The organism is Terrabacter sp. AAH1, from assembly GCF_054456855.1.
This window is the reverse complement of sequence record NZ_JBTJJV010000012.1, coordinates 61,137-83,911: the sequence shown is the minus strand read 5'-3', so window position 1 is coordinate 83,911 and position 22,775 is coordinate 61,137. Positions and strand designations below refer to the sequence as shown.

Genomic DNA, 22,775 nt, shown 5'->3' with positions numbered 1-22,775 from the left:
GTCGCGTGTCGGGCGGGGCACCCCGACCGCTCTAGGCTGGGCGCATGCAGAACGAGGACGTGTGGCTGGTGGTGCCGCTCTACAATGAAGCACCCGTGATCGGCGACGTAGTGGCGAAAGCCCTTCCTGTCTTTCCGAAGATCGTGTGCGTCGACGACGGATCGCGTGACGCCTCGGCGGATTGTGCTGAGCAGGCGGGGGCGGCCGTGGTGCGCCATCCCGTCAACCTCGGTCAGGGCGCAGCGCTCCAGACCGGGTTCGACTACGCCTTGAGCGACCCGGCCATGCGCTACGTCGTCACCTACGACGCGGATGGCCAGCACCAGATCCACGACGTCGAGGTCATGCTCGAACGCATCCGCGGCGGTGACGTGCGCGTGGTCTTCGGCTCGCGGTTCCTCGACGAGCGAACCGAGGCCACTGCTCTCAAGAGACTCGTCCTGCGGGCCGCTGTAACCTACACGAACGCCACCACCGGCACTCGCCTGACCGATGCCCACAATGGCCTACGCGTCATCGATCGCCAAGTTGTGGAGCGACTTGACATCACCCAGAACCGGATGGCGCACGCTTCCGAGATCGTGTCCCAGATCGGGGCGATGCGTTTCGACGGTGAACCAGTCAGCTACGCGGAGGAGCCGGTCCACATTCTGTATACAGACTATTCTCGCGCCAAGGGGCAGTCGCTCTGGAACGCCGTCAACATCCTTGCGGAGCTGATGTGGCGATGAGCAGGCAGAGCCTCATCCAGGTCCTCCTCATCGTCGGCACGCTTGGTGTCGCGTGGCGCCTGCTCGTCGGCTCGGGCCAACGCACCCAGGCCGTGCGGCGGCTCGGGCTCATCGTCCTCGCCGCTCTTGCCGTCTACTCGATCGTCGACCCGAGCCGGACGTGGACGCGGCTCGCGAACTGGCTCGGCATCGGCCGTGGCGCCGACCTCATCCTCTACGGCCTCGTCGTCGCCTTCCTCGGCTTCGTCGTGACGACGTACAAGCGGTTCCGGGCGATGGAGACCCGCTACACCCGCCTCGCCCGGCGGATCGCGCTCGACGAGGCCGTGCCGGCTGCCCAGCACGCGAGGTCGACAGGTTCTGCTGCCACCGTGTCGGGCGACGTCCCACCGCACCCGAGCGTGGAGGCCGCCGATGCCGATTGAACAGAACCCCAGCGGCCCCGACGACGCCTACGTCGTCGACACCCGACGCCGCGCCAAGAGCCCGGGAAGCCGCGCCACCGTTTCTGGGCCAGACGACCGGCGCGCCGGCCGGCCCGACAACGGCGTCCCCGCCCGGCACGACGGCGATCGCGGGCCGCGCCGCCCCAGGCACAGAGGTCGGTTCGTCATCATCGTGCTGCTCGTGCTGCTCCTCGCCTGGCTCGGCTTCCTCGTGTGGGTGCCGATGCAGGCCTGGGGTGCCGTGACCAAGGTCGACAACATCCCCTCGGGCGAGCGACCCACCGACACGTCGGGGTACAACTACCTCCTCGTCGGTTCCGACAGTCGCGAGGGACTGACCAAAACGCAGAGGAAGAAGTACGCGACGGGCAACGCCGAGGGCAACCGCACCGACACGATCATGCTCGTGCACGTCTCGGAGAGCGGCGGCAAGCCGGTCATGGTCTCGCTGCCGCGCGACTCGTACGTCCCCGTTCCGGGGCACGGCTCCAACAAGATCAACGCCGCATACGCGATGGGTGGCCCGAAATTGTTGACGAACACCGTCGAGCAGGTCACCGGCGTCCACGTCGACGGCTACATCGAGATCGGTCTCGGCGGCTTTGCGGGCGTCGTCGACAGCGTCGGTGGCGTCGACCTGTGCGTCGCGCGCGACATGAAGGACAAGCTCGCGGGCATCGACCTCAAGAAGGGGTGCCAGACCCTCGACGGCGGCAACGCCCTCGGCTACGTGCGCTCGCGCCACGAGGACCCCCTCGGCGACATCGGGCGCGCCGCCCGCCAGCGCCAGTTCCTCGGCGCCCTCATGAAGAAGGCAGCCACGCCGTCCACGGTCCTGATCCCTTGGCGCTACAAGGCTTTCGCCGACGCGTCTGCCGCCGGTCTGGCCGTCGGCCGTGAGACCGGCATCATGGACGCCGTCCGCGTGCTCCAGGCGATGCGCTCCGTGAGCAACGACGAGGGCCTGTCGCTGACGGTGCCGACCTCCGACCTCGCCTACCGCACCAGCGGTGGCGCGCTCGCCATCAAGTGGGACACGGAGCGGGCGAAGGCGCTCTTCAAGGCGCTCAAGGACGACGAGCCGCTGACCGAGCCACCGGCCGGCACCACCGTCGAGGGTGCGAAGAACAGCTGATGACCGCCCCCCTGCTGCCCGCCGACGTGCTGGCCCGGATGCTCGCGGCCGACCCCGGCCGTCCCCGCCTCACCTGGTACGACGACGAGCCCGGCCCCACCGCCGGCGAGCGCATCGAGTTGAGCGCGCGGGTGCTGGCGAACTGGGTGTCCAAGGCCGCGAACCTGCTGCAGGACGACGCTGCAGCCGGGCCCGGCACGACGGTCGGCCTCGACCTGCCCGCGCACTGGCGCTCGCTCTACTGGGCGCTCGCGACCTGGTCGGTCGGCGCGACCGTCGTGGTCGGCGCCGAGGCGTCCGGCGCCGACGTGCTCGTCACGCACTCGCCGGAGGCCGCGGCCGCGCACGGCGGCGACACGGTGCTCGTGGCCCTGCCCGCGCTCGCGCGCAGCCACCCCGAGGCCGCGTCGGCGCCCGGCGCGGTCGACGAGGCCCGTGAGCTCTCCACCCACGGCGACCTCTTCTCCCCCATGGCCGACCCCGAGCCGGGCGACGTCGCGATCGTCGGGCCGGGCTCGCAGGCCGGCGGGACGGCATACGGCGACGTCGTCGAGGGTGACCCGTCGTGGGGTGAGGCCCCACGCGTGGTCGTCGGGGGCGGCCTGGACCGGGTGCTCCGTCAGAGCCTCGCGGCATGGTCGGCGGGCGGCTCGGTCGTGCTCGTGCGCGGCTCGCGCGACGACCTGTCCGACCGCTTCGCCTCGGAGGGCGTCACGCACGACGTCCGCGAGGACGCCTGAGCCACGACGTTCTACGCAGACAACCGGTCGAACAGCGACCACGTGCGCGAGGCGACGACGCCCGTGCTGGCGAGGCCGGCACGGGCCTGAGCGGCCTTGACCGCCTCACGGGTGGCGAGGTCGAAGACCCCGGTCTGGGCCACCCCTAGCAGGCGCTGCACGGCGACGACCTGCGGTCCGCTGTCACCGGCACGCAGCACCGTCGAGCGGTCGGCGACGAACGGGAAGTCGCGCGCCTCGAGCACGTCCCACAGCTCGGGCGTCACGACGCCCGTCTGCGCCAACGCGAGCGAGCGCTGCAGCGAGACGACCTTGTCGCGGGTCACCGCACCGAAGACGCCGTCGACCGCGAGGCCTCCGAGCGCCCGCTGCAGCACCCGGACGGCCGCGCCACGTGAGCCGGTCGCGAGGGTGAGGCTCTTGTACGCCGTGTAGCTCGTCGCGACGTCGACCTTCGCCACCCCCGGGCTGGAGGTCGACCAGGTGCCGGATGTCGACGAGCTGGCGTAGGCGGTCATGACGATGTCCTCTCCGGGTTGTGCGGAACCGGTCGGCTGGGTCAGTGCGACGGTGCGCGCCGTCGCCGTCCAGCCACGGGTCACGAGGGTCTGCTGGGTGCGCGAGTCGGCGGCGCCGGTCTGCGGCAGGCCGACGAACTTCTGGTACGCCGTCACCCGCGCCCGGGTGAGCGGGCCGAAGTAGCCGGTGACGGGCAGCGCCCCGAGCCTTGTCTGGAGCGTCCTGACCGCCGTGGAGGTGGTGCCGAACGCCAGCGTCGGGTAGGTGGCGGCAGTGGCGGTCGAGCCGGTCGAGCCGGTCGAGCCGGTCGAGCTGGTGGTCGCGCCGCCGCTCCAGCCGCGCACCCAGAGCCGGGCCTGCGTGACCGGGTCGGCGACGCCGGTCTGCGGCAGGCCGGCGAGCTTCTGGTACGCCGTCACCCGCGCCCGCGTCAGGGTGCCGTAGTAGCCGGTGGTCGGCAGCGAGCCGAGCTTGGCCTGCAGGATGCGTACGGCCGCCGACGTCGTGCCGAACGACAGGGTCGGGTAGGCGGCGGTGACGCTCTTCCAGGCCCGCGTCGCGAGGATCTCCTGCATGCGCAGGTCGGCGACGCCCGTCCGGGGCAGACCCACGAAGGCCTGGTAGGCGGTGACCCGGGCCTTGGTGAGGTCGCCGTAGAAGCCGGTGGTCGGCAGGTTGCCCAGCCGGGCCTGCAGCTGGCGCACGGCCTCCGAGCGCATGCCGCTGGAGAGCTGAACGGGGGTGGTCGCCGGGACCGGCGTCGTCGGCACCGGGGCCGGAGGCGTGGCAGGCGAGCCGGCCCGCGGCAGCGCGGTGAGGTAGCTGCGGGTCGGCACCCCGGTCCACCACGAGGTGCGACCCGCGGCGCCGTCGTAGTTGAAGCTGAAGTGGATGTGGTCGGTGTGCGGCGAGACCCCGGTGTAGGGGGCCCAGCCCCGGTCGGTCGCGTAGGCGCGCCACATCTTCCGGTTGTGGATGATGTACATGATCCCGAAGCGCCGGGCCATCGCGCCCTGGACACCGTTCGCGTCGGGCGCGGTCAGCCAGCTCAGCACCGACTGCGCCACGGCCTCCTGCGCCGGGTTGTCGACGCTGAGCATCCAGTCCCACGCGCGGCCGTCGTAGTGCTCGGACGGCCCGCTGCCGCACGTGCGTCCGATGAGGGCGGTCGAGCCCATCCCGTAGTGCGACGTCATGAGGCGGGCGAAGGCCAGGACCCCGGGACGCGCCACGGGGTCGCAGACCGTCTGGCCCTGGTAGGGCACGTAGACGTCGAGCCCGCTCGGCAGCGGGCGCGTCGGGGGCGCCTGGACCGCCGCTGCGGGAGCCGCGGCCATCGGCACCGTGAGGGCGGGAAGGGCGAGGACGAGGCCCAGCGGGCGTCGGCGCAGGGCCATGAGGAACCTCTTGTCGTCGGTCGCGGATCGGACGGGGCTCGCGATAAACGCAACTCCCGCACCATTTATGCACTCCAGTCACAGGACTCACAAGGCAGTTGCGCGAATTACAGAGCTGTACTTTCTGAGGTGGAGCACGTGTGCCGCGAACACATGATCGGTGGCCCTGTGGGGCGACCCCACGGCTCCCGCGCACGGCGGCGCGGATAGAGTCCGACGCATGGACAAAGTCGTCTCCTCTCCCCAGGAGGCCATCGCCGGCATCAGTGACGGAATGTCACTGTCGGTCGGCGGTTTCGGCCTCTGCGGCATTCCCTCCGTCCTCATCGCAGCGATCCACGACGCCGGGATCAGCGACCTCGAGGCCGTCTCCAACAACTGCGGCGTCGACGACTGGGGTCTCGGGATCCTGCTGCGCGACAAGCGGATCCGTCGCATGGTCAGCTCCTACGTCGGCGAGAACAAGGAGTTCGAGCGGCAGTACCTGTCCGGCGAGCTCGAGGTCGAGCTGACCCCGCAGGGCACACTGGCCGAGCGCCTGCGGGCCGGCGGCTCGGGCATCGGCGCCTTCTTCACGATGACCGGCGTCGGCACCCAGATCGCCGAGGGCGGGCTGCCCTGGCGCTACGACGATGCCGGCAACATCGCCGTCGCGTCCCCGCCGAAGCAGACCCAGGACTTCGAGTGGATGGGTGAGACCAAGACCTTCGTGCTCGAGCAGGCCATCACGACCGACTTCGGGCTCGTGCGCGCCGCGAAGGGCGACCGGCACGGCAATCTCGTCTTCAACCAGTCGGCCCGCAACTTCAACCCGCTGTGCGCCATGGCCGGCCGCGTCACCGTCGCCGAGGTCGAGGAGCTCGTCGAGCCCGGTGCGCTCGACCCCGACCAGATCCACCTGCCGGGCATCTTCGTCCAGCGCGTGCTGCCGCTCACCCCCGAGCAGGCGGCCGAGAAGCGCATCGAGCGTCGCACCGTCCGACCGCGCCCCGCCGGCACCGGTACGGCCGACCAGAGCAAGGAGGCCTGAGATGGCACTGACCCGTGAGCAGATGGCGGCCCGCGCGGCGGCCGAGCTGTCCGACGGCGCCTACGTCAACCTCGGGATCGGCTTGCCGACCCTCGTGCCCAACTACGTGCCCGACGACGTCGAGATCGTGCTCCAGTCCGAGAACGGCATCCTCGGCGTCGGCGCCTACCCGTTCGACGGCGAGGAGGACCCCGACCTCATCAACGCCGGCAAGGAGACCGTGACGCTGCGCAAGGGCGCGGCGTTCTTCGACTCCGCGACGAGCTTCGGCATGATCCGCGGCGGCAAGGTCGACGCGGCGATCCTCGGCGCCATGCAGGTCTCGGCGGGCGGCGACATCGCCAACTGGATGATCCCCGGCAAGATGGTCAAGGGCATGGGCGGCGCGATGGACCTCGTCCACGGGGCCAAGAAGGTCATCGTCCTCATGGAGCACAACGCCAAGGACGGCTCCTACAAGATCGTCAAGGAGTGCTCGCTGCCCTACACCGGCCGCGGCGTCGTCCAGCGCATCATCACCGACCTCTGCGTTCTCGATGTCACGGATGCCGGCCTGGTGCTGCGCGAGCTCGCCCCGGGCGTCACGGAGGACGAGGTGCGCAAGAAGACCGAGCCGGAGCTCGTCGTGGACCTGCAACCGGCGCCCTCGCGCGGCTCAGACGAAACGTAGATGGTGTCATCGGTGCCGGCCGTACCGCCGACCCACGGCTTTCCTGCGGGTTTTACCGATTGAGACACTTTGGTGTCCGATCTGTTACCTGACATATGAATATCTCCATTTTCACAGGGATTTGTCGTCGATTCACTGGCGGGGATTGTGCGTGCAATGCGACATTTGGGGCTGTTGTCATCAACTGACCCAGGAGTCACGAACCGTGCGCGTCATTCCTTCCTCCATCGCCGTCGTCGCCCTGAGCTCAGCCCTCGTCGTCGTCCCAACGGTGACGACGGGGGCGGCGCCGCGCCCGGTCTCCCCCTCCGTCCACGAGATGCGCATCCCGACGGTCGCGGCAGCGTCGGCCCGGACGTCCTCGGCACGCAGCACGGGCGAGAAAGTCGTCGCCTCCGGTCAGGTCTCGGGCGTCGATTTCGACCTCGCGGGAGTGACCTTCGACCGAAACCCGCCCGCCGGCACCAAGATCGAAGTGCGCACCCACGGGCCGGCGGGCTGGTCCGGCTGGAACGTCCTGGGTCTCGGTGACGACGGACCAGACCCGGGGTCCCCCGACGCACTGCACGCGCGCCCAGGCACCGAGCCGATCACAGTCCCGGGCTCCGACGCGATCGACGTGCGGGTGAGCACTCCCGACGGCTCGGTCCCGAGCGGTGTGCGTGCCAGCCTGGTCGACGGCGGGGAGTCACCCGCGGACGGCAACCTTGCAGCTCCGGCGGGCTCGGCAGTCGCCTCCGTGACGAAGCCGACCATCATCACCCGTGCCCAGTGGGGTGCGGACGAGAGTCTGAGCACCTGCACCCCTGGGCGGCTCACCGGCTTCAAGGCCGTCGTGATCCACCACACCGTGAACGCGAACACCTACACCGCGGACCAGGCTGCGTCGATCATCCGCTCGATCTACGCGTACCACACGAAGTCGCAGGGCTGGTGCGATCTCGGCTACCAGATCCTCGTCGACCGGTTCGGCAGGGCGTACGAGGGCCGGAAGGGCAGCACCACCGGCTTCGTCCAGGGCGCCCAGGTCGGCGGCTTCAACGCGGACACGACCGGCATCTCGGTGATCGGCGACTTCACGTCGGTGCCGTTCCCTGCAGCGACGCAGGACACCGTGACCAGGCTTGTGGCGTGGGAGGCCGACCGTTCGCTCTTCGACCCGACATCGTCCGTGACGTTGACGTCGGCAGGTGGGTCGAAGTACCCCGCTGGTGCGAAGGTGACCGTCCCGCGCACCGTCGGACACCGCGACCTCAGTCTCACCGGATGCCCCGGCGACACGGCGTACGCCAAGCAGATCGCTCCCATCCGCAGCAACGCAGGCCCGCTCTGGAAGGCGGGCCAATGGCGCCCGGTCGCGTCCCAGACGGCAGTGGAGACCTACCCGCTGCCGGCCTCAGCCGCTTTCGCGCTCTCTGGCGCGGGCTTCGGACACGGGATCGGCATGTCCCAGTGGGGGGCGTACGGCGCCGCGACCAAGGGCCTGACGTGGCAGCAGATCCTGGCGTTTTATTACCCCGGCACCACGCTGGGGTCCCAGGGGTCCCCCGCCCTCAGGGTGTGGCTGTCCGCCCTGGGCACCGCCGCCCCGCGGTTCGCCAAGCAGACAGGTTTGACCGTCACCGACGGCCGTCGCACCGCGAAGCTCGCGGCGACGGCGAGCTGGCGCACTGTGGCCGCCGGCAGCAACCTGGACCTGCAATACCTCTCCGGCAGCACCTGGGTCACGAGCAGCACGTGGCGCGCATCCACCGTGCCGTTCACCTTCAGCCGCGGCACGAGCCCGGTGCGTACGGTCCTGCCGGGCAGCACCCAGCGCGACTACCCCGGCTTCATTCGGGTCGTGCCGTCCGCGGGCAAAGCGCTCGCCGTCAACGTCGTCCCCTTCGAGACCTACCTGCGCAGCGTCGTGCCCGTCGAGATGTCGCCCAGTTGGCCGGCCGCCGCTCTGACCGCTCAGGCGGTAGCGGCACGCAGCTACGCCGCCAGCCAGCGCGCCGACGCCGGTTCGCGCGTGTATGACACGTGCGACGTCTCGTGCCAGGTCTACAAGGGAAGCGCGGACTACAGCTCCGCCGGCGCGCTCCAGCGCACCTGGGCCGATGCCCGCAGCACCGCCGCAGTCCAGGCAAGCGCAGGACTCGTGCTCAGCTACGGGGGCAAGCCGGCGCTTACCCAGTTCAGCGCCTCCAACGGTGGCTGGTCGCACAGCGGCTCGGTCGCCTACCTGCCCGCCCAGTCCGACCCGTACGACGGGGTCGTCGCCTCGACATCCAACCCGCGCGCGTGGACCCGCAGTCTCACCGCCATCGAGATCCAGCGCGCCTACCCGTCGATCGGGACGCTGCGCACTCTCGCCATCCCGTCCCGTACCGGCGGCACCACTGCCGCTCCGTGGGGTGGTCGCACGGCGTCCGTGACGCTGTCGGGAGCATCGGGCAGCGTCACTGTCTCCGGCGATTCCTTTCGCTCCGCCCTCGCTCTCAAGAGCACGCTGTGGACGGTGTCGTCGGCTCCCGACGCATCGACTCCCTACGCACCGCGGGACGTGTCGGGCGACGGTCGCGCCGACGCGGTGATCCCCTTCAACGGCGGCCTCCTGGCGCTTGTCTACACGGGGTCGATGGGATTCGCCACGAAGTCCATCTCGTCCTCGGCGACGTCCGGCATGAAGACAGTGGCCGCCGTGGGTGCGCTCACCCCCGATAGCCTCGGCGACGTCGTGACGGTCGCCACGGACGGCACCGCATGGGTCTACCCCGGCATGGGAGCTCGCGGCCTGGCAGCATCGCGCGCCGTGCTCGCCCGCGGGTGGACGACCGTGAACCTCGTCATCGGTGCGGGCGACTGGGACGGCGACGGCTACACCGACGTGCTCACCCGCCACACCAGTGGGGACCTGACGCTCTGGAAGGGCGACGGGATGGGCCACCTCGTCTCTCAGCGCCGCATCGGCACCAGTTGGAACGGCCTTGCCCAGGTCACCTCGGGTGACTTCGATGGCGACGGACACGTGGACCTGATGGGAGTGCGCGCGTCCGACGGTGCGCTCGTGTTCTACTCCAACACGGGTGCCGGCGGCTTCCGCTCGCCGCGTGTCGTGGACGGCTCGAACTGGCTGGCCATGACCGCCGTCCGGGGTATCGGAGACCTGACCGGTGACGGACGCACCGACCTCGTCGCCCGTCGGATCAGCGACGGGAAGCTGCTGGTCTACCGCGTCGTGGACTCGGCCCGAGTCGCTGTGTCGCCGCTCGACGCCGGCGTCCTCAGCAACAGCAGCCGGTGGGGGCAGTGAGCTCCGGTCCCGGCGAGGTCAGCCGAGCGTCGCGATGTGCTCGATGAGGCCCGTCGTCGACACCGAAGGCGTCCGCGGAAGGTAGACGACTTCGCATACGTCGCCGACCCAGTCGAACTTCCCGGCCCAGTCGTCGCCCATGACGAGGACATCCGCCTTGTGCTCGAGAATGTAGTCCCGCTTGAGCTCGAGCGACTCCTCCACGAAGACGGCGTCGACGACCTTGAGGGCGGCCACGATCTCAAGCCGCTCGTCCTGCGAGAACACCGGTGCGCGGCCCTTCTTGGCCACGTTGAGCGCGTCCGCCGAGACGCCGACGACGAGACGGTCACCCAGCGCTGCCGCGCGCTCCAGCACGCGCACGTGGCCGACGTGGAAGACGTCGAACGTGCCGAAGGTGATGACGGTGCGGTTGCTCACGGTGCTCCTTGAGTGCGGTGCGTGCTCGTGCCGCTCGGGCACTGGTCTCGGGAAGACGAGGTTACCTGCGATGCCCCCGAGTAGGTCACCGCCGCGTTCGCGCGAGGGCTGCCTGCGCAGCCTCGGCGAGCGTCGTCGACGCGAGACCTCGTCCATCACTGGCGGCTCCGCCGTCGAGAACCGCGGTCGCCAGGGCAGAGACGTCGAGCGGCGCCACTACCACGCCCGCTGGTCGCGGTGCGCAGTCGCTGGCCACCACCGTCGCACCGGCCGCCTGGGCCTCGCGGACGATGACGGAATCGCCGTCCCAGCTCGTGGGACGAAGGAAGGTGCCGACCCTGGAGAGGACGCTGGAGACTTCGTCCGGGCTGGCGTCGAAGTCCACGTGCACCCAATGGGCGGACTCGGCAATCCTCCGCAGATCCTCGACCTCGGGCGTGTCGCTGCCGTACGCGAGAACGGTGAGCGTCGCGTCCGGCCAGCGCTCTCTGACCTTGCGCACGACGTCCACGCCCAGCAGCGCGTTGTAGTGCGCCAGCCCCGCGTTGGTGGCAAGGGCCACCGCATGCGGCTCCCTCGCGAACGGGCTGGGAACCGGGGCGGCCGAAGGGTCGAAGGGTGTCACCACCGTGACCCTCCCTTGGAGCGACGGCGGCAGGATCGTTCCGATCTCGTCGTTGACCGCCCAGATCTCGTCGTACGCGTGCAGGGCCAGCAGGAGGACCCGCCGACGCCAGCCAGACAGCCGCGCCAGCTGTCCGCCCGTCGAGCCGGAGTGCAGAACGAGCACGGTGCGGCCCCGTAGCACTGCGAAGGCGGGGGCGAGCAGCATCGCCCGCCACAAACGGGTCAGGTGGAGAAGGTGCAGGGCGCGGTGACGCAGACCAGGCAGCTTCGCGACTGCTCTCTTCACTGACCCGGTGTCGACGTAGTCGACCGGGATGCCTTGGGCCCGCAGCACCGTCGTCAGCTGGTGGTGGCTCGTGCGCACGCCGCCGACCTCACCGTGTTCCTGCGCCCACTGGTGAACGGGCAGGATTCGCACAGCCATCAGTCGAGTCTCGAGCTGGACAGCACACCCAGCAGGTGCCCCCCGGCAGTGACGACGATGAGCGGCACCATGGCGACGACGAGCGCCTGCGTCCCGATCAGATCTCCGTGCACCGCGTCGACGAGCGCCGCGGCGAGCGCGAGCAGGGAGGCCTCGACGGCGACGAACGCACGGAAGACCGGGAGGTAGTCGAACGCGCGCCGCAGTGCTGCGACGCCCGTGACCTTGGGCCGCGCGGTGCCGGCGACATCCTCCAGAGGTGGCCGACCCGTCTTGGCGCGTGCGACGTGGACGAGGTCGGTGAACGCCTTGTTGAGCAGCACACCGACGGCTACCAGCAGGCCTAGCACCGTCCACCCGCCGACCTCGCCGGCGTGCGCCGGGCTCCAGCCGTCCGCCCGCAGGCCTATTGCGATCGGGATGGCTCCCTCCGTGACGTAGTGCCCGATGCGGTCGAGGTAGATGCCAGCGGGTGAGAAGCGCTGGCGCCACCGTGCCACTTCTCCGTCGGAGCAGTCGAGCAGGATCTGCAGCTGCATCCCGACCACAGCAAGGAGGGGCCCGACGACACCGCCGAACGGGATCACCAGTGCGCCGGCGAGACCGGTGAGGATCATCAGCCACGTGACACCGTTGGGCGAGATGTGCGTCGGTAGGAGGGCCCGGGTCGCGTAGATCGACAGGTGTCGGATGTAGAGAGCACCGGCCCAGTGCTCGGCGTTGTAGCGCGCGATGTGCTCGGGCGGCTGCGCGACCGCCCTCAGATCGGCAAGAGTCGGTCGGTCCTCGTTCGGGTCGTGCGTCACGAGGGGCCATCCTGCCCGGTCTGCCCGGCCACCGCATCGGCGCGGGCCGCACCACCGACCACGGCGCGCCACGCGCCTGCGGACTCGACAGCGTACGTGAGCAGGAGGAGGGCAGCGCCCACGAACAGCGGGACTGCGGGCTGGTCGGTAATCCCGCCGACCAAGGCGAGGAGCACGACGCGACCCTCGACGCCAAGGGTCGCGCGGACGAGGCGCCGGGGAGTCCCGCGGCCGGTCTCGCGGAGGCGGTAGACGTTGTCGTAGACGTGCCAGCACACGGCGGCGAGCCAGGCGTAGGCTGCCGCGCGAGCCGCAGTGTCGACCCCTGCGACGAGCAGCAGCGCTGTCGCCTCGAGAGCGAGGAGCAGCGCCGGGACCTGCCACGCAAGGCGTCCGCGGCCCGTCGGCCGGGGCGCCAGAGCGAGGTCGACGAGGTGCGGGAGCATCGTGTCGGGCCGGTCGGGCCGGAAGCCGTCCCGCCCGGTGACAGCCCGGGCGAGACGACCGAGCTGGGTCCAGCCGAACGCGACGGCCGAGGCGAGGCCGAGCGCCCACAGCAGGAACGCGGGGTCGAAGAGCAGCAGGCCCACCGACATGATGAGGTAGCGCTCGGCGATCGGCAGGTGCAGCACCTGCTTGGCGTCACGGACGAGCCTGGCGCGCCCAACAGGGGCTTCAGGCACCTTCGTGCGCGCCCCTGCCCGACCTCCGTCGTGCGGCACGTCGAGCGGCTGCGCGGAAAAGGGCCGGTCGAGCGAGGCTTTCCGGCGACTCGTATACGCGAGGTCCTCGACGTGACGGACGGCGAGCAGCGCGAGGACGAGGATGGCCAGCCACCACAGGTCGGTGCCGCGCCTCGCCGAGACCCAGGCGACCGCCGCGACCATCGTGAACTCCTTGACCCGGTCGCTCACCGCGTCCAGCCACCCACCGAGCGAGCTGTAGCGGCGCGTGAACCGGGCGATCTCCCCGTCGACGCAGTCGACGACGAGTGACGCCATGAGCAGGACGGCGGCGAGCACCCACGCCCACCGTGCGTCGACAGCGGCCAGCGCGCAGGCAGCAAGGCCGAGCAGGAGGCTCACGAGCGTGACGACATTGGGCCTCCATCCCCGCCCGAGGCCGTGTGCGGTGAGTCGGCGTGAGAGCGGACGTATCGCGTGCGTCGAAAACACCCCGTCGTTGCCGCGCGACGCTGCCCGGAGCCGCTGTTGCCACGCCGATCCGGCGACTCCCGGGCGCTGCTCGTGACCGCGCTCGACGGTGACGTGGGCGAGCGGCGTGGCCAGTACGGGCACGGCCGCGTCGCGGACGACCGCGAGCAGGGCCAAGTCGAAGGCCTGCATGCCCGGCTGGCGGGCGGACTCGCTCTCTGCTGCAGCCCGGAGCACGTGGGCGACGCGGCCGCGGTCGCGCGCCGCCACGCGGAGGACGCCCACGGCATACGCCGAAGGGTCGCTGGCCACGTGCCGGGCCGTGCCGACGGAGAAGACACGGCGGGAGATCTCGTCGACGGACACGGGCGCGAAGCCCCCGGGCGCCTCCGACACGGGTTGTTGACGCAGCGCGTGGAGGGGACCGGTCACCACCGCGGTCGACGTCAGGTCGCGAGCCGCGTCCAGGACGTCCAGCAGTGCGACCGGACTGAGCCGCACGTCGTGACTGACGAGCACCAGCGGCCCGGTGGCTGCGGGCGACTCCGCAACTGCTGCTGCCTTCCGGAGCTCCCCCGCCACATCGCGGCAGCCAGCGCTCAGGGCTACGCGGCGTACTCCCAACTGCTCCAGCGAGTCGACGAGGTCGTCGGCCGGTCCGTCACCGAGAACGACGAGGTCACCGCCGGCCGACGTGCCGTGCACAGCACGAGCCTTCGCGTCGCCGACGAGCGGGGGCTCGTCGAGCCTCACGAAGCAGCGTCCGCGTCGGAGTCGGCGTTGTACTGCTCGAGGACGTCGTGGATGGGGCCGTCGGCGAGCAGTCTCCCTGACCGCAGGTACAGACCCCGGTCGGAGAACCGGCGCAGATCCGCCTCGCTGTGAGACACGAGAAAGAGGGTCTTGCCCCCCGAGAGCATCGTCTCCATCCGCGTGTAGCACTTCTCCCGGAACGCCCGGTCGCCGACGGCCAGCACCTCGTCCACGAGGACGACGGGCTGGTCGAGCGTCGTGATGAGGGCGAAGGCGATGCGCACCTGCATGCCCGAGGAGAAGTGGCGGAACGGCATGTCCATCCCGGCCTTCACCTGCGGGCCGGCGAAGTCGACGATCTCGTCGTAGCGCTCGTCGATGTCCCTCTTGGTGAGGCCGTGCAGGCCCGCCGCCAGGTAGACGTTCTCGCGGGCGGTGAGCTCGCCGAGGAAGCCACCCGTGAGCTCGATGAGCGGCGCCACACCGCCTCGGACCTTGACCGTGCCCTCATCCGGGATGAGGACGCCCGCGATCATCTTCAGCAAGGTGCTCTTGCCGCCCCCGTTGCTGCCGATGACCCCCACGGCCTCGCCGGGGTCGACGGTGAAGGAGACGTCCTTGAGGGCCCAGAACGTCTCGGCGGGGCTCGAGGTGCCGCCCTTGAAGACCATCTCGCGTAGGGACATCTTGCGGCGGCGAGAGCGGTAGAACTCGATCCCGACGCCCTTGGCCTCGATCACGGGACGCACTAGATCTCCTTGAGCACGGCGGGCTCCATTCGCCGGAAGGCGATGGAGCCGATGACGAAGATGAGGGCGGTGATGACGAACGAGCTCACCGTCGCCGCGACGTTGAGCTCCGCGGGGAAGAAGCCGGCACGGTAGAGCTCGAGCACGCCGGTCATCGGGTTGAGCAGCAGGAGCCGCTGGAGGTTGTCGGGGGCGGCATGAACGCCGTAGATGATCGGCGTAGCGTAGAAGCCCATGCGCAGGGCGATGCGCACGATCCGTGACATGTCGGTGAAGAGAACCGTGACCGGCGCCAGGATCAGGCCGATTCCCATCTGCAGCATGAACTGCAGGACGATGGCGGCGGGGATGAGCACGATGCGCCAGTTCACGGAGGCGTCGCCGAAGGCGATGAAGTAGATGGCGAAGCCCGCGAGCACCGGCAGCGAGAGGACGAACTCGATGCCCTTGGCGATGACGACGCGCGCCACCCACAGCTCCCGCGGGAGGTTCGTCGACCGCACGAGGCGTGCCTCGGACAACAGGGCCCTTGCCGTCTCCGTCATGGACTGCGAGAACCACTGCCAGACCAGGACGCCGATGATGAGGAACAGCACGTACGGCTGGAGACCGACGCTGCGGGCCTTGAAGATGAGAGTGAAGACGACGAAGTAGATCGCGGACATCGCAAGCGGGTCGAGGATGGTCCACAGGTAGCCGATCGCGCTGCCGGCGTAGCGAACCTGCAGATCCCGTCGGACGAGCGTGCCTAGGACGTTGCGCCGCGCGATCACACCACGTAGCTGGGTGGAGGGCCTCATGCCTGGCCCCGCTGTTGGGCTGCGATCCCTGTCGCGACGTAGAAACGGTCGATCGCCGCTTGGTTGTACTCCTCCGGATCGAAGACCGGGTTCGGCACCGTGCCCTCGACGGCGCGGGTCATCGCATCGGCCAACGCTTCGTGGTCCTTCGGGACAACCAGCCCGACGCCCTCGGGAAGTGCCCCGCCCACGGAGTCGAATGCGGTCGAGATGACTGGGACACCGAGCACGCGAGCCTCCAGGATGACCATCGGCTGGCCCTCGTAGTCGCTGGACAGGACGAAGGCATCGGCGTGCGCAAGGATGGCGAAAGGGTTGCGCTGCAGGCCCGTGAACGTCACGGCCTCGCCCAGACCCAGCTCCTGCGCGAGCCGCTCGAGGGGGCGCCGCAACGGGCCGTCACCCACGAGCACGAGCCGCGTCTTCGGGTTGCGCTGATGCACGATGTCGAAAGCACGCAGAAGACGGTCCTGTGCCTTCTCGGGCGAGAGCCGACCGACCGTGACGAAGGTCGTTGTGTCGGGCGCCGCAGGGACGAAGCGGCCGATGCTGATCAGTCGCTCCAGCTCGCCCTTGATCGACTCGAGCTGCTCGGCTGTGCGGAGGTTTGCGACGGTCTCGTCGTCTTGGAGGTCGATTTCCCCGTTCGCGAGCGAGGTGAGCAGCGGGTGCGCGGTGAGCGACTCGGCCCCGTCGGGGTCGCCGTGCGCCATGTGGAGCACGCGTCGGTAATCGATGGTGTTCGGCGCCCAGGTGAACTTCTCGGGCGTCCCGAACTCGGAGAGCTTGCCGGCATTGACGTCACGCAGGGCGTGGGACACCGAGACGAGGTGGTCGTAGCGGTCGTAGGCCGTGAAGACGGTGCCCAGATTGCGCATGTGCGGCCGCCGCCCGTCCACCAAGCGCATCTGGTCGGCCCTGAGGTCGTTGTGCAGCCAGATCGAGTGCGTGCGTGCCTGGCCCACGCTGAGGAGGAAGGCCCAAAAGGGCGAGTAGCCGCTGAAGTCGACGATGTGGTCGAAGGTCGCCCCTCCGAAGCACCGCTGCCATTCCTCGCGCACGAGCGACATCATCGAGTCGAAGTCACGCTTGTTCATCCGCGTGCCCTTCGTGAGCAGCTCACGACGTTTACGGCGATGTCGTTTGCTCGGGGAGAAGGATCCTACGCGAGCCAGCGGCCGCACCCTGGGGTCGAGCGCCGCGACGTTGCGGCGCCGGTCGGCCCCACGCGGGTTGTCGAACACCGCGGTGACGTCGTAGCGGTCGAAGTCGAAGTTGGCCAGCAGGTTGATGCCGGACGACGTGATGCCGTTGGACCGCATTCCGCCGAGGAAGATCAGGACCTTCTCCCGGCCGTCCCTGCGCATCTCTACGACACCATCGCCATCCTGCGCCCGGTTTCGGACGACATCGAGGACCCTGCGGGTCACCGTCCCGTCCTCGCGCGCCGCGAAGCGCTCCCTGGCCGCGCTGTACAGCTCTGCATGCGTCGCCTCTGGACGCTCCGGGGAGTCGCTGCCCACGAGCGAGATGAGGCGGGCAAGCTCGGGGACGGAACTGGCGATCGGCCCGGGCAGTGTCTCCATGGGCAGGTAGACACCGCGGCTGTCCACGTAGTCGTCGCCCTCGGGCGTGAAGAAGATGATCGGCCTACCGGTGGGCAGGAAGTCGAAGAAGATGCTCGAGAAGTCGGTGACGAGGACGTCGGCGAGTCCGAGGACCACGTTCGTCGGGATCTCGTTGGGCACGAGGAACCGTCGGATCTGCGCGTGGCCGCGGGCGAAGTCGTAGACCTGCTGGTGGACCTTGAGCAGCACCGTGACGTCGTCGGGAAGCTGTCGGCGAAGCTGCTCGACGCGCTCGGCCAGCAACAACGCGTCGTTGTCGGGCGTGTAGAAGGACGTACCACGCCAGGTCGGCGCGTAGATGACGACCCTGCCCGTGACACGGACGCCCGCCGCCGCCAGCCTGTGGCGCAGAGTGTCCTTCATGCCGTCGTCGAGGAACTGGCGGTCGGTGCGCGGCTGCCCGAACTCCAGGATCCGGCCGTCGTAGAGGTTGGCGAGACGGTATCCCCCGGCGTACATCTGCTCCGTCATGTACGTGCCGCTGGAGAGGAGATAGTCGGCCATCAGGAAGTTGCGCACGACGTTGCGGGTGGCGTTCGCTCCGCTCGGCTCGTCGAAGCCCATGCGCTTCAGCGGGGTGCCGTGCCACGTGTTGACGTAGACCTGCTCCGGCCGCTTGTTGAACTCGGGCGGGAACGTGGCGTTGTTGACCAACATCCCCGCAGTCGCCAATGCCCGGTAGTACGCCGACGACTTGTACCGCACGAACCTCACGCGCGGGTTGTCCGCGAACTCGTTCACGACCGTGGTCATGCGCCGGGGATGTGTCAGGACCCAGACGTGACGGAGGTGCTGGGCCGAGGGGTCCGCGAGCAGCTCTCGGAAGATGGCTTCGGGGTTGCACAGCATGCCCTTGCCGGCGAAGGCCTCGTAGAGGACGACGTCCTGTTCCACGGGCAGCCCGCGAGCGTAGGCACGCCACTCGATGGGCCCCGTCTTGCGGATCTTGCGAAGCAGTCTCTTCCCTCGCGTGATAGGTCGCAGCCGGGGGGACATGTGGTTGCGTGCTCCTTGCGCCTCGTGGATCAAAGTCGCCCAAGCCTACAGCCGTGGACGGGGCGGCTCTTCCGCCGCTGCCGAGCGCGAAACTGCAGGCACGACTGGTTCGGTTACAGTGACGTGGCGTCCGACACCGGACGTCATCGTCGACGTGCCCGCGGGCGGAGGTAAGGATGGGGATCCTGATACCCGGCTCGACGACGTGGCGCGAGGCCGCGCCGGCCTTTCTCGTGGCGCTGGCCCTGCTGTGGACCCCCGGAGCGGTAGCAGCCGCGCTGCTGCGACTGCGGGTCGTCGCCACGCTCGCCGTGGCGCCGGCGCTCTCCACCACGTGCTTGGGGCTGTCCGGCATCATCGCCCCCCTGGTCGGGTTGCGCTGGGGCCTGCTGCCGCTCGCACTCGGCACCGTGCTGATGTGGGGCGTCGCGGCCGTGATCGGTGTGCGGGTCCGTGCGCGAGCATCGAGCAGCCGCGAAACGCCCTTGCGGGTGCGGATCGACCCTGCCGGTCGCCGCGAGCTCTGGTCGCGGCACGGTGTGACGCTCACCACGCTGTTCGGCGCGATCGTCGCGTTCACGATCTTCCTGTTCTCGGTCCTCGGCGAGATCCACTCCCCGGAGGCGTTCCCCCAGCACCCCGACACGATCTTCCACCTGGCGGCGCCACAGTGGATGCTGGAGCACGGGACGATCTCGTCGCTCTCGGCGGGCAAGTTCAACGTCGAGACGTGGACAGGCTTCTACCCCGCTGCCATGTACGGGTTCACGGCGACGATCTCGATGCTCACGGGCGTCTCGGTCACCGTCGCGACATCGGTGTGGGTCATCGCCGTCGCGGGCATCGTGTGGCCGCTGGGCGTGACGGGCCTTGCGCTCAGTCTCTTCGGGCGCAGGCCGGTCGTGGCCCTGGCCTCGTCCATCGCTGCTGTCTCCTTCACCGGCTTCCCGTACTTCCTCATGGGCTTCGGAGTGCTCTGGCCCAACCTCTTCGGAGGAGCGCTCCTGCCCGGGTGCCTGCTCGGGCTCGTCTCCGCCATCGGCAGCCGTGCCCGGCCCCCGTACGTCATCGCCGGTCGTCCTACGTCCACGCTCATCGTCGTGGCATGCCTACCCGGGCTGGTGATGGCCCACCCGAACGCCTTCGCGAGCTTCTGCCTTTTCGCGCTGCTCTGCCTCACCGGCCGCGCCCTCGCGCAGGCATGGGCCTTGCGGGCACGACGGCCGCGCGTCGCTCTGCTCGTGGCCGCCGGCACGGTCGTGACGCTCCTCCTGTCGGTCGCGGTCACCGTGGCACTGCGCCGACCTTCCATGTTCGCCACCGGCGCGCCCGGCCCTGAGGCCTCCACGGACAAGGCGTGGTATGCCGTGCTCAACTTCGCGCCTCGCTCGACCCGACCTCTGACACTGTTGAGCGTCGTCGTCGGCATCGGCATCATCGCCGTCATCTGGCGCTATCGCGGTGCCCGCTGGGTCGTCGCGGCGTTCGCCACCCTGACGGCGCTCTTCTGGCTCAACGTGGCGGTGGACGCCACCTGGACCCGGTACTTGACCTGGCCGTGGTACAACAACGCGGTCAGGCTGCAGTCCGTCGCCGTGCTGCCCGCCGCCCTGCTCGCAACCGCCGGCTTCGTCTTCGTGTCGAACGGCCTGGTCCGCCTCAGTAAGGCACGGCTGCCCGGCGCGCACCTCGTGGCGCCCCTGCTGGTCGTGGGCCTCTTCCTGGCGACCACCGGAGGCGGCTTCGTGTCCGCCCACCTGCACATCGTGCACCGGTACTTCCACCCCAAGGCCGCCGACTCGTGGGCGAGCGACAAGGAGCTGCGCTCCCTGCGAGCTCTCTCCAAGTACCTGCCCGCTGACGCAGTGGTCGCTGCCAACCCCTGGAACGGGCCCACCTACCTCTACATCGTGAGCGGGCGCCAGCTGCTGGTCCCCACCGAGAAGACGAACTTCCCCGGCGACCGGCAGCTGCTGTCGAAGAACCTCGACAGGGTCGGCACGGATCCCGAGGTCTGCGCCGCGGCGCAGCGCCAGCACGTCGAGTGGGCCATCACCGGCGGGCGGCCGTTCTCGTGGGCGCAGAGCTGGGCTCTCGCCGAGTTCACCGGCGTCGACAACATCGGCAGCTCCCCGGCGTGGCAGAAGGTAGCCAAGAGGGCCCCCTACACGTTGTACAAGCGAACCGCCTGCGCCGGCGCCGGCACGTAGTCCGGCCCGCTGAGGCTCAGCGTGAAAGGCGCCGAGGGCTCGTGATGAACCCCAGCCCCCAGGACCAGTGCATGGTGGCGAGGACCACAGGAGTAGCAGCTCGCGTGCGGGCCGACTCGCCTCGCGAGATGGCGGCGCCGCCGGCGACGACAGCCGCGGCGTAGGCGGTGGGCAGGGCCCAGGCAGGTCGCCAGAAGAATCCGGCGACCACAGCGGCAGTGGTCACTACCACCATCGTGGGCGGCGCCAGGTAGCGCGGGTTGATCGTGCCTTCGTGGTGCCGTGCCACGACGCGACGCCATCTGCCGTAGTGGAAGTACTGCTGCGCGAGGGCTTTGAGCGAGCCCCGCGGTCGGTAGGTCACCTTGAGGGTGGGCGTGAACCACACCGTGCCCCCCGTCTCCCGGATCCGGTGGTTCATCTCCCAGTCTTGGGCACGGGCGAAGTGGGGGTCGTAGCCACCGACCCGCTCGAGCGCTGAGCGGCGGAACACCCCGAGGTAGACGGTGTCTGACTCCCCCGCGGCGCCCCCCGTGTGGAACCGTGAGCTGCCGACGCCGAGCGGACTGCGCATCGCGATGGCGACTGCCCTCTCGAACGTCGTCGTGCCCTGCGCGTCCATGATGCCGCCGACGTTGTCGGCCCCGACGCGCAGCAGCTCGTCCACCGCGACGCGGATGTAGTTGTCAGGGATCTCGGCGTGCCCGTCGACGCGGACGACGACCTCGCCGCTGCTGGCGCTGAGAGCGGCGTTCAACCCGTCCGGGGTGCGACCGCTCGGGTTGTCGACGAGGCGCACGCGCGCGTCGGCGGCGGCCACGTCCGCCGCCACCTCTTGGGTGCGATCGGTGGAGGGGCCGATGGCCAGCACCACCTCCAGCCCACCTTGGTAGTCCTGCGCCAAGATCATCGCGACTGCATCACGAAGGTGCCTCTCCTCGTTGAGGATCGGCATGATGACGCTGACCACCGGCAGCTCGTCGTTGCTGGGCTCCACAGGGGGTCCTTCTCGTCGTGATCGATTGTCGGGCTCGCCGGCCCGACCTCACCCGCTCGAGCGGCGCCCAGCCTACTTGAGGAGCTGCCGTGCCATTACGATGCGCTGGACCTGGTTCGTGCCCTCGTAGATCTGGGTGATCTTCGCGTCGCGCATCATCCGCTCGAGAGGGAAGTCGCGCGTGTAGCCGGCGCCGCCGAGCAGCTGGACTGCGTCGGTCGTGATCTTCATGGCGGCGTCGGACGCGTAGCACTTGGCCGCCGCGCCGAAGAAAGACAGGTCCTTGTCGCCGCGCTCGGACTTGGCCGCCGCGACGTAGACCATCTGGCGTGCGGCTTCGAGCTCCATCGCCATGTCGGCGAGCATGAACTGGATGCCCTGGAAGTCGGCGATCCGCTTGCCGAACTGCTTGCGCTCCTTGACGTACGCGACGGCGTGGTCGAGGGCGCCCTGGGCGATGCCGACGGCCTGCGCACCGATGGTGACCCGCGTGTGGTCGAGGGTGCGGAGCGCGATCTTGAGGCCCTCGCCGACTTGGCCGACGACGCGGTCACCAGGGATGCGGACGTTGTCGAAGTGCAGCTCGCGGGTCGGGCTTCCCTTGATGCCGAGCTTGCGTTCCTTCTCACCGAAGGTGAAGCCGTCGTCGGACTTCTCGACGACGAACGCCGTCACGTTGCCGCCGCGGGGGCCGTCGGGGTTGGTGACGGCGAGAACCGTGTAGTACTCGGACACGCCGGCGTTGGTGATCCACGACTTCTGACCAGTCAGCACCCAGTCGTCACCGTCGCGGCGTGCTCGGCACCTCATCGACGCGGTGTCCGAGCCGGCCTCGCGCTCGGAGAGCCCGTAGGAGAAGGTTGTCTCACCCTTGGCAAGCGGCGGCAGGTAGCGGGCCTTGACGGCCTCGTCGCCGTCGAGGATGAGCGGCAGCGAACCGAGCTTGTTGACGGCCGGGATCAGCGATGCCGACGCGTCGACGCGGGCGACCTCCTCGATGACGATGCACGTCGCGAGAGCGTCGGCCCCCATGCCGTCGTAGGCCTCGGGCACGTGCGGGGCGAAGAAGTCGGAGGCGACGAGGGCGTCGTGCGCCTCCTGCGGGTAGCGCGCCTCCTCGTCGACGGCGGCCGCGTACGGGGCGATCTTGTCCTCGGCGATCGCGCGGATCGCGTCCCTGAGGGCCTCGTGGTCCTCGCTCGTGCGGAAGAGGTCGAAGTCAGCAGCAGCACTCACGCGGCGATA

Annotated in this window: 18 protein-coding genes; 8 read left to right on the top strand and 10 right to left on the bottom strand. The window is 69.6% G+C overall.

The window, feature by feature from the left end; genetic code table 11:
- Nucleotides 1-44: 44 nt before the first annotated feature.
- From ACXR8F_RS16845 to ACXR8F_RS16830, 4 genes are read left to right on the top strand one after another with little or no spacing between them, the layout of a single operon-like run.
- A complete protein-coding gene (locus ACXR8F_RS16845; RefSeq protein WP_458802194.1) occupies nucleotides 45-731 on the top strand; it encodes a glycosyltransferase family 2 protein in 687 nt (228 codons plus the stop codon).
- A complete protein-coding gene (locus tag ACXR8F_RS16840) occupies nucleotides 728-1,156 on the top strand; it encodes a DUF2304 family protein (protein WP_458802192.1) in 429 nt (142 codons plus the stop codon). Before ACXR8F_RS16845 ends, ACXR8F_RS16840 begins: the two co-directional genes overlap by 4 nt.
- Nucleotides 1,146-2,312 carry an LCP family protein gene (locus tag ACXR8F_RS16835; RefSeq protein ID WP_458802190.1) on the top strand — a complete coding sequence of 389 codons (1,167 nt, stop codon included), beginning with the start codon at nucleotides 1,146-1,148 and terminating at the stop codon, nucleotides 2,310-2,312. Before ACXR8F_RS16840 ends, ACXR8F_RS16835 begins: the two co-directional genes overlap by 11 nt.
- Complete coding sequence (locus ACXR8F_RS16830; protein WP_458802188.1) at nucleotides 2,312-3,052, top strand: TIGR03089 family protein; 741 nt, start codon at nucleotides 2,312-2,314, stop codon at nucleotides 3,050-3,052. Before ACXR8F_RS16835 ends, ACXR8F_RS16830 begins: the two co-directional genes overlap by 1 nt.
- 11 nt (nucleotides 3,053-3,063) lie before the next feature.
- Here ACXR8F_RS16830 and ACXR8F_RS16825 read toward each other — a convergent pair whose 3' ends face one another.
- A complete protein-coding gene (locus tag ACXR8F_RS16825; RefSeq protein WP_458802186.1) occupies nucleotides 3,064-4,968 on the bottom strand; it encodes a peptidoglycan-binding domain-containing protein in 1,905 nt (634 codons plus the stop codon).
- Between the two features lie 220 nt (nucleotides 4,969-5,188).
- Between ACXR8F_RS16825 and ACXR8F_RS16820 the strand changes: the two genes are divergently transcribed.
- The 3 genes from ACXR8F_RS16820 to ACXR8F_RS16810 all read left to right on the top strand — a co-directional run bounded on the left by ACXR8F_RS16820 (nucleotide 5,189) and on the right by ACXR8F_RS16810 (nucleotide 9,966).
- Entirely contained in the window at nucleotides 5,189-5,998 is an 810-nt protein-coding gene (locus tag ACXR8F_RS16820) for a CoA transferase subunit A (protein ID WP_458802184.1), read from the top strand.
- A gap of 1 nt (nucleotide 5,999) precedes the next feature.
- Complete coding sequence (locus ACXR8F_RS16815; protein ID WP_458802182.1) at nucleotides 6,000-6,668, top strand: CoA transferase subunit B; 669 nt, start codon at nucleotides 6,000-6,002, stop codon at nucleotides 6,666-6,668.
- A 205-nt stretch (nucleotides 6,669-6,873) separates the two neighbouring features.
- On the top strand, nucleotides 6,874-9,966 hold the full coding sequence (locus ACXR8F_RS16810; protein ID WP_458802180.1) for a SpoIID/LytB domain-containing protein: 3,093 nt from the start codon (nucleotides 6,874-6,876) through the stop codon (nucleotides 9,964-9,966).
- 18 nt (nucleotides 9,967-9,984) lie between these two features.
- On the opposite strand, the gene ACXR8F_RS16805 is transcribed toward ACXR8F_RS16810, so the two are convergent.
- The 7 genes from ACXR8F_RS16805 to ACXR8F_RS16775 all read right to left on the bottom strand — a co-directional run bounded on the left by ACXR8F_RS16805 (nucleotide 9,985) and on the right by ACXR8F_RS16775 (nucleotide 18,221).
- On the bottom strand, nucleotides 9,985-10,386 hold the full coding sequence (locus tag ACXR8F_RS16805) for an adenylyltransferase/cytidyltransferase family protein (protein ID WP_458802178.1): 402 nt from the start codon (nucleotides 10,384-10,386) through the stop codon (nucleotides 9,985-9,987).
- Between the two features lie 85 nt (nucleotides 10,387-10,471).
- Nucleotides 10,472-11,431: a glycosyltransferase gene (locus ACXR8F_RS16800; protein ID WP_458802176.1), complete on the bottom strand. Its 960-nt coding sequence runs from the start codon at nucleotides 11,429-11,431 to the stop codon at nucleotides 10,472-10,474.
- Between the two features lie 5 nt (nucleotides 11,432-11,436).
- Nucleotides 11,437-12,243, bottom strand: coding sequence for a CDP-alcohol phosphatidyltransferase family protein (locus tag ACXR8F_RS16795; RefSeq protein WP_458802174.1), 807 nt, complete (start codon nucleotides 12,241-12,243; stop codon nucleotides 11,437-11,439).
- A complete protein-coding gene (locus tag ACXR8F_RS16790) occupies nucleotides 12,240-14,150 on the bottom strand; it encodes a DUF5941 domain-containing protein (RefSeq protein WP_458802173.1) in 1,911 nt (636 codons plus the stop codon). The genes ACXR8F_RS16795 and ACXR8F_RS16790 overlap by 4 nt, the downstream gene beginning before the upstream one ends.
- The gene (locus tag ACXR8F_RS16785; RefSeq protein ID WP_458802171.1) at nucleotides 14,147-14,899 is read right to left on the bottom strand and encodes an ABC transporter ATP-binding protein; all 753 of its coding nucleotides are present in this window, start codon (nucleotides 14,897-14,899) and stop codon (nucleotides 14,147-14,149) included. The genes ACXR8F_RS16790 and ACXR8F_RS16785 overlap by 4 nt, the downstream gene beginning before the upstream one ends.
- A complete protein-coding gene (locus tag ACXR8F_RS16780; RefSeq protein ID WP_458802169.1) occupies nucleotides 14,899-15,699 on the bottom strand; it encodes an ABC transporter permease in 801 nt (266 codons plus the stop codon). Before ACXR8F_RS16780 ends, ACXR8F_RS16785 begins: the two co-directional genes overlap by 1 nt.
- Nucleotides 15,696-18,221 carry a CDP-glycerol glycerophosphotransferase family protein gene (locus ACXR8F_RS16775; RefSeq protein WP_458802167.1) on the bottom strand — a complete coding sequence of 842 codons (2,526 nt, stop codon included), beginning with the start codon at nucleotides 18,219-18,221 and terminating at the stop codon, nucleotides 15,696-15,698. The genes ACXR8F_RS16780 and ACXR8F_RS16775 overlap by 4 nt, the downstream gene beginning before the upstream one ends.
- 278 nt (nucleotides 18,222-18,499) lie before the next feature.
- Between ACXR8F_RS16775 and ACXR8F_RS16770 the strand changes: the two genes are divergently transcribed.
- Nucleotides 18,500-20,533, top strand: a complete 2,034-nt coding sequence (locus ACXR8F_RS16770) for a DUF6541 family protein (protein ID WP_458802165.1) — start codon at nucleotides 18,500-18,502, stop codon at nucleotides 20,531-20,533.
- 16 nt (nucleotides 20,534-20,549) lie between these two features.
- Here ACXR8F_RS16770 and ACXR8F_RS16765 read toward each other — a convergent pair whose 3' ends face one another.
- Both ACXR8F_RS16765 and ACXR8F_RS16760 read right to left on the bottom strand, forming a co-directional pair.
- Nucleotides 20,550-21,530, bottom strand: coding sequence for a glycosyltransferase family 2 protein (locus ACXR8F_RS16765; RefSeq protein ID WP_458802163.1), 981 nt, complete (start codon nucleotides 21,528-21,530; stop codon nucleotides 20,550-20,552).
- 72 nt (nucleotides 21,531-21,602) lie between these two features.
- Nucleotides 21,603-22,766: an acyl-CoA dehydrogenase family protein gene (locus ACXR8F_RS16760; protein WP_458802161.1), complete on the bottom strand. Its 1,164-nt coding sequence runs from the start codon at nucleotides 22,764-22,766 to the stop codon at nucleotides 21,603-21,605.
- Between the last annotated feature and the right edge of the window lie 9 nt (nucleotides 22,767-22,775).

Bases quoted from the DNA above. Each gene is read 5' to 3' on its own strand.
- ACXR8F_RS16845 (WP_458802194.1), top strand. From the start codon at position 45: ATGCAGAACGAGGACGTGTGGCTGGTGGTGCCGCTCTACAATGAAGCA.
- ACXR8F_RS16840 (WP_458802192.1), top strand. From the start codon at position 728: ATGAGCAGGCAGAGCCTCATCCAGGTCCTCCTCATCGTCGGCACGCTT.
- ACXR8F_RS16835 (WP_458802190.1), top strand. From the start codon at position 1,146: ATGCCGATTGAACAGAACCCCAGCGGCCCCGACGACGCCTACGTCGTC.
- ACXR8F_RS16830 (WP_458802188.1), top strand. From the start codon at position 2,312: ATGACCGCCCCCCTGCTGCCCGCCGACGTGCTGGCCCGGATGCTCGCG.
- ACXR8F_RS16825 (WP_458802186.1), bottom strand. From the start codon at position 4,968: ATGGCCCTGCGCCGACGCCCGCTGGGCCTCGTCCTCGCCCTTCCCGCC.
- ACXR8F_RS16820 (WP_458802184.1), top strand. From the start codon at position 5,189: ATGGACAAAGTCGTCTCCTCTCCCCAGGAGGCCATCGCCGGCATCAGT.
- ACXR8F_RS16815 (WP_458802182.1), top strand. From the start codon at position 6,000: ATGGCACTGACCCGTGAGCAGATGGCGGCCCGCGCGGCGGCCGAGCTG.
- ACXR8F_RS16780 (WP_458802169.1), bottom strand. From the start codon at position 15,699: ATGAGGCCCTCCACCCAGCTACGTGGTGTGATCGCGCGGCGCAACGTC.
- ACXR8F_RS16770 (WP_458802165.1), top strand. From the start codon at position 18,500: ATGGGGATCCTGATACCCGGCTCGACGACGTGGCGCGAGGCCGCGCCG.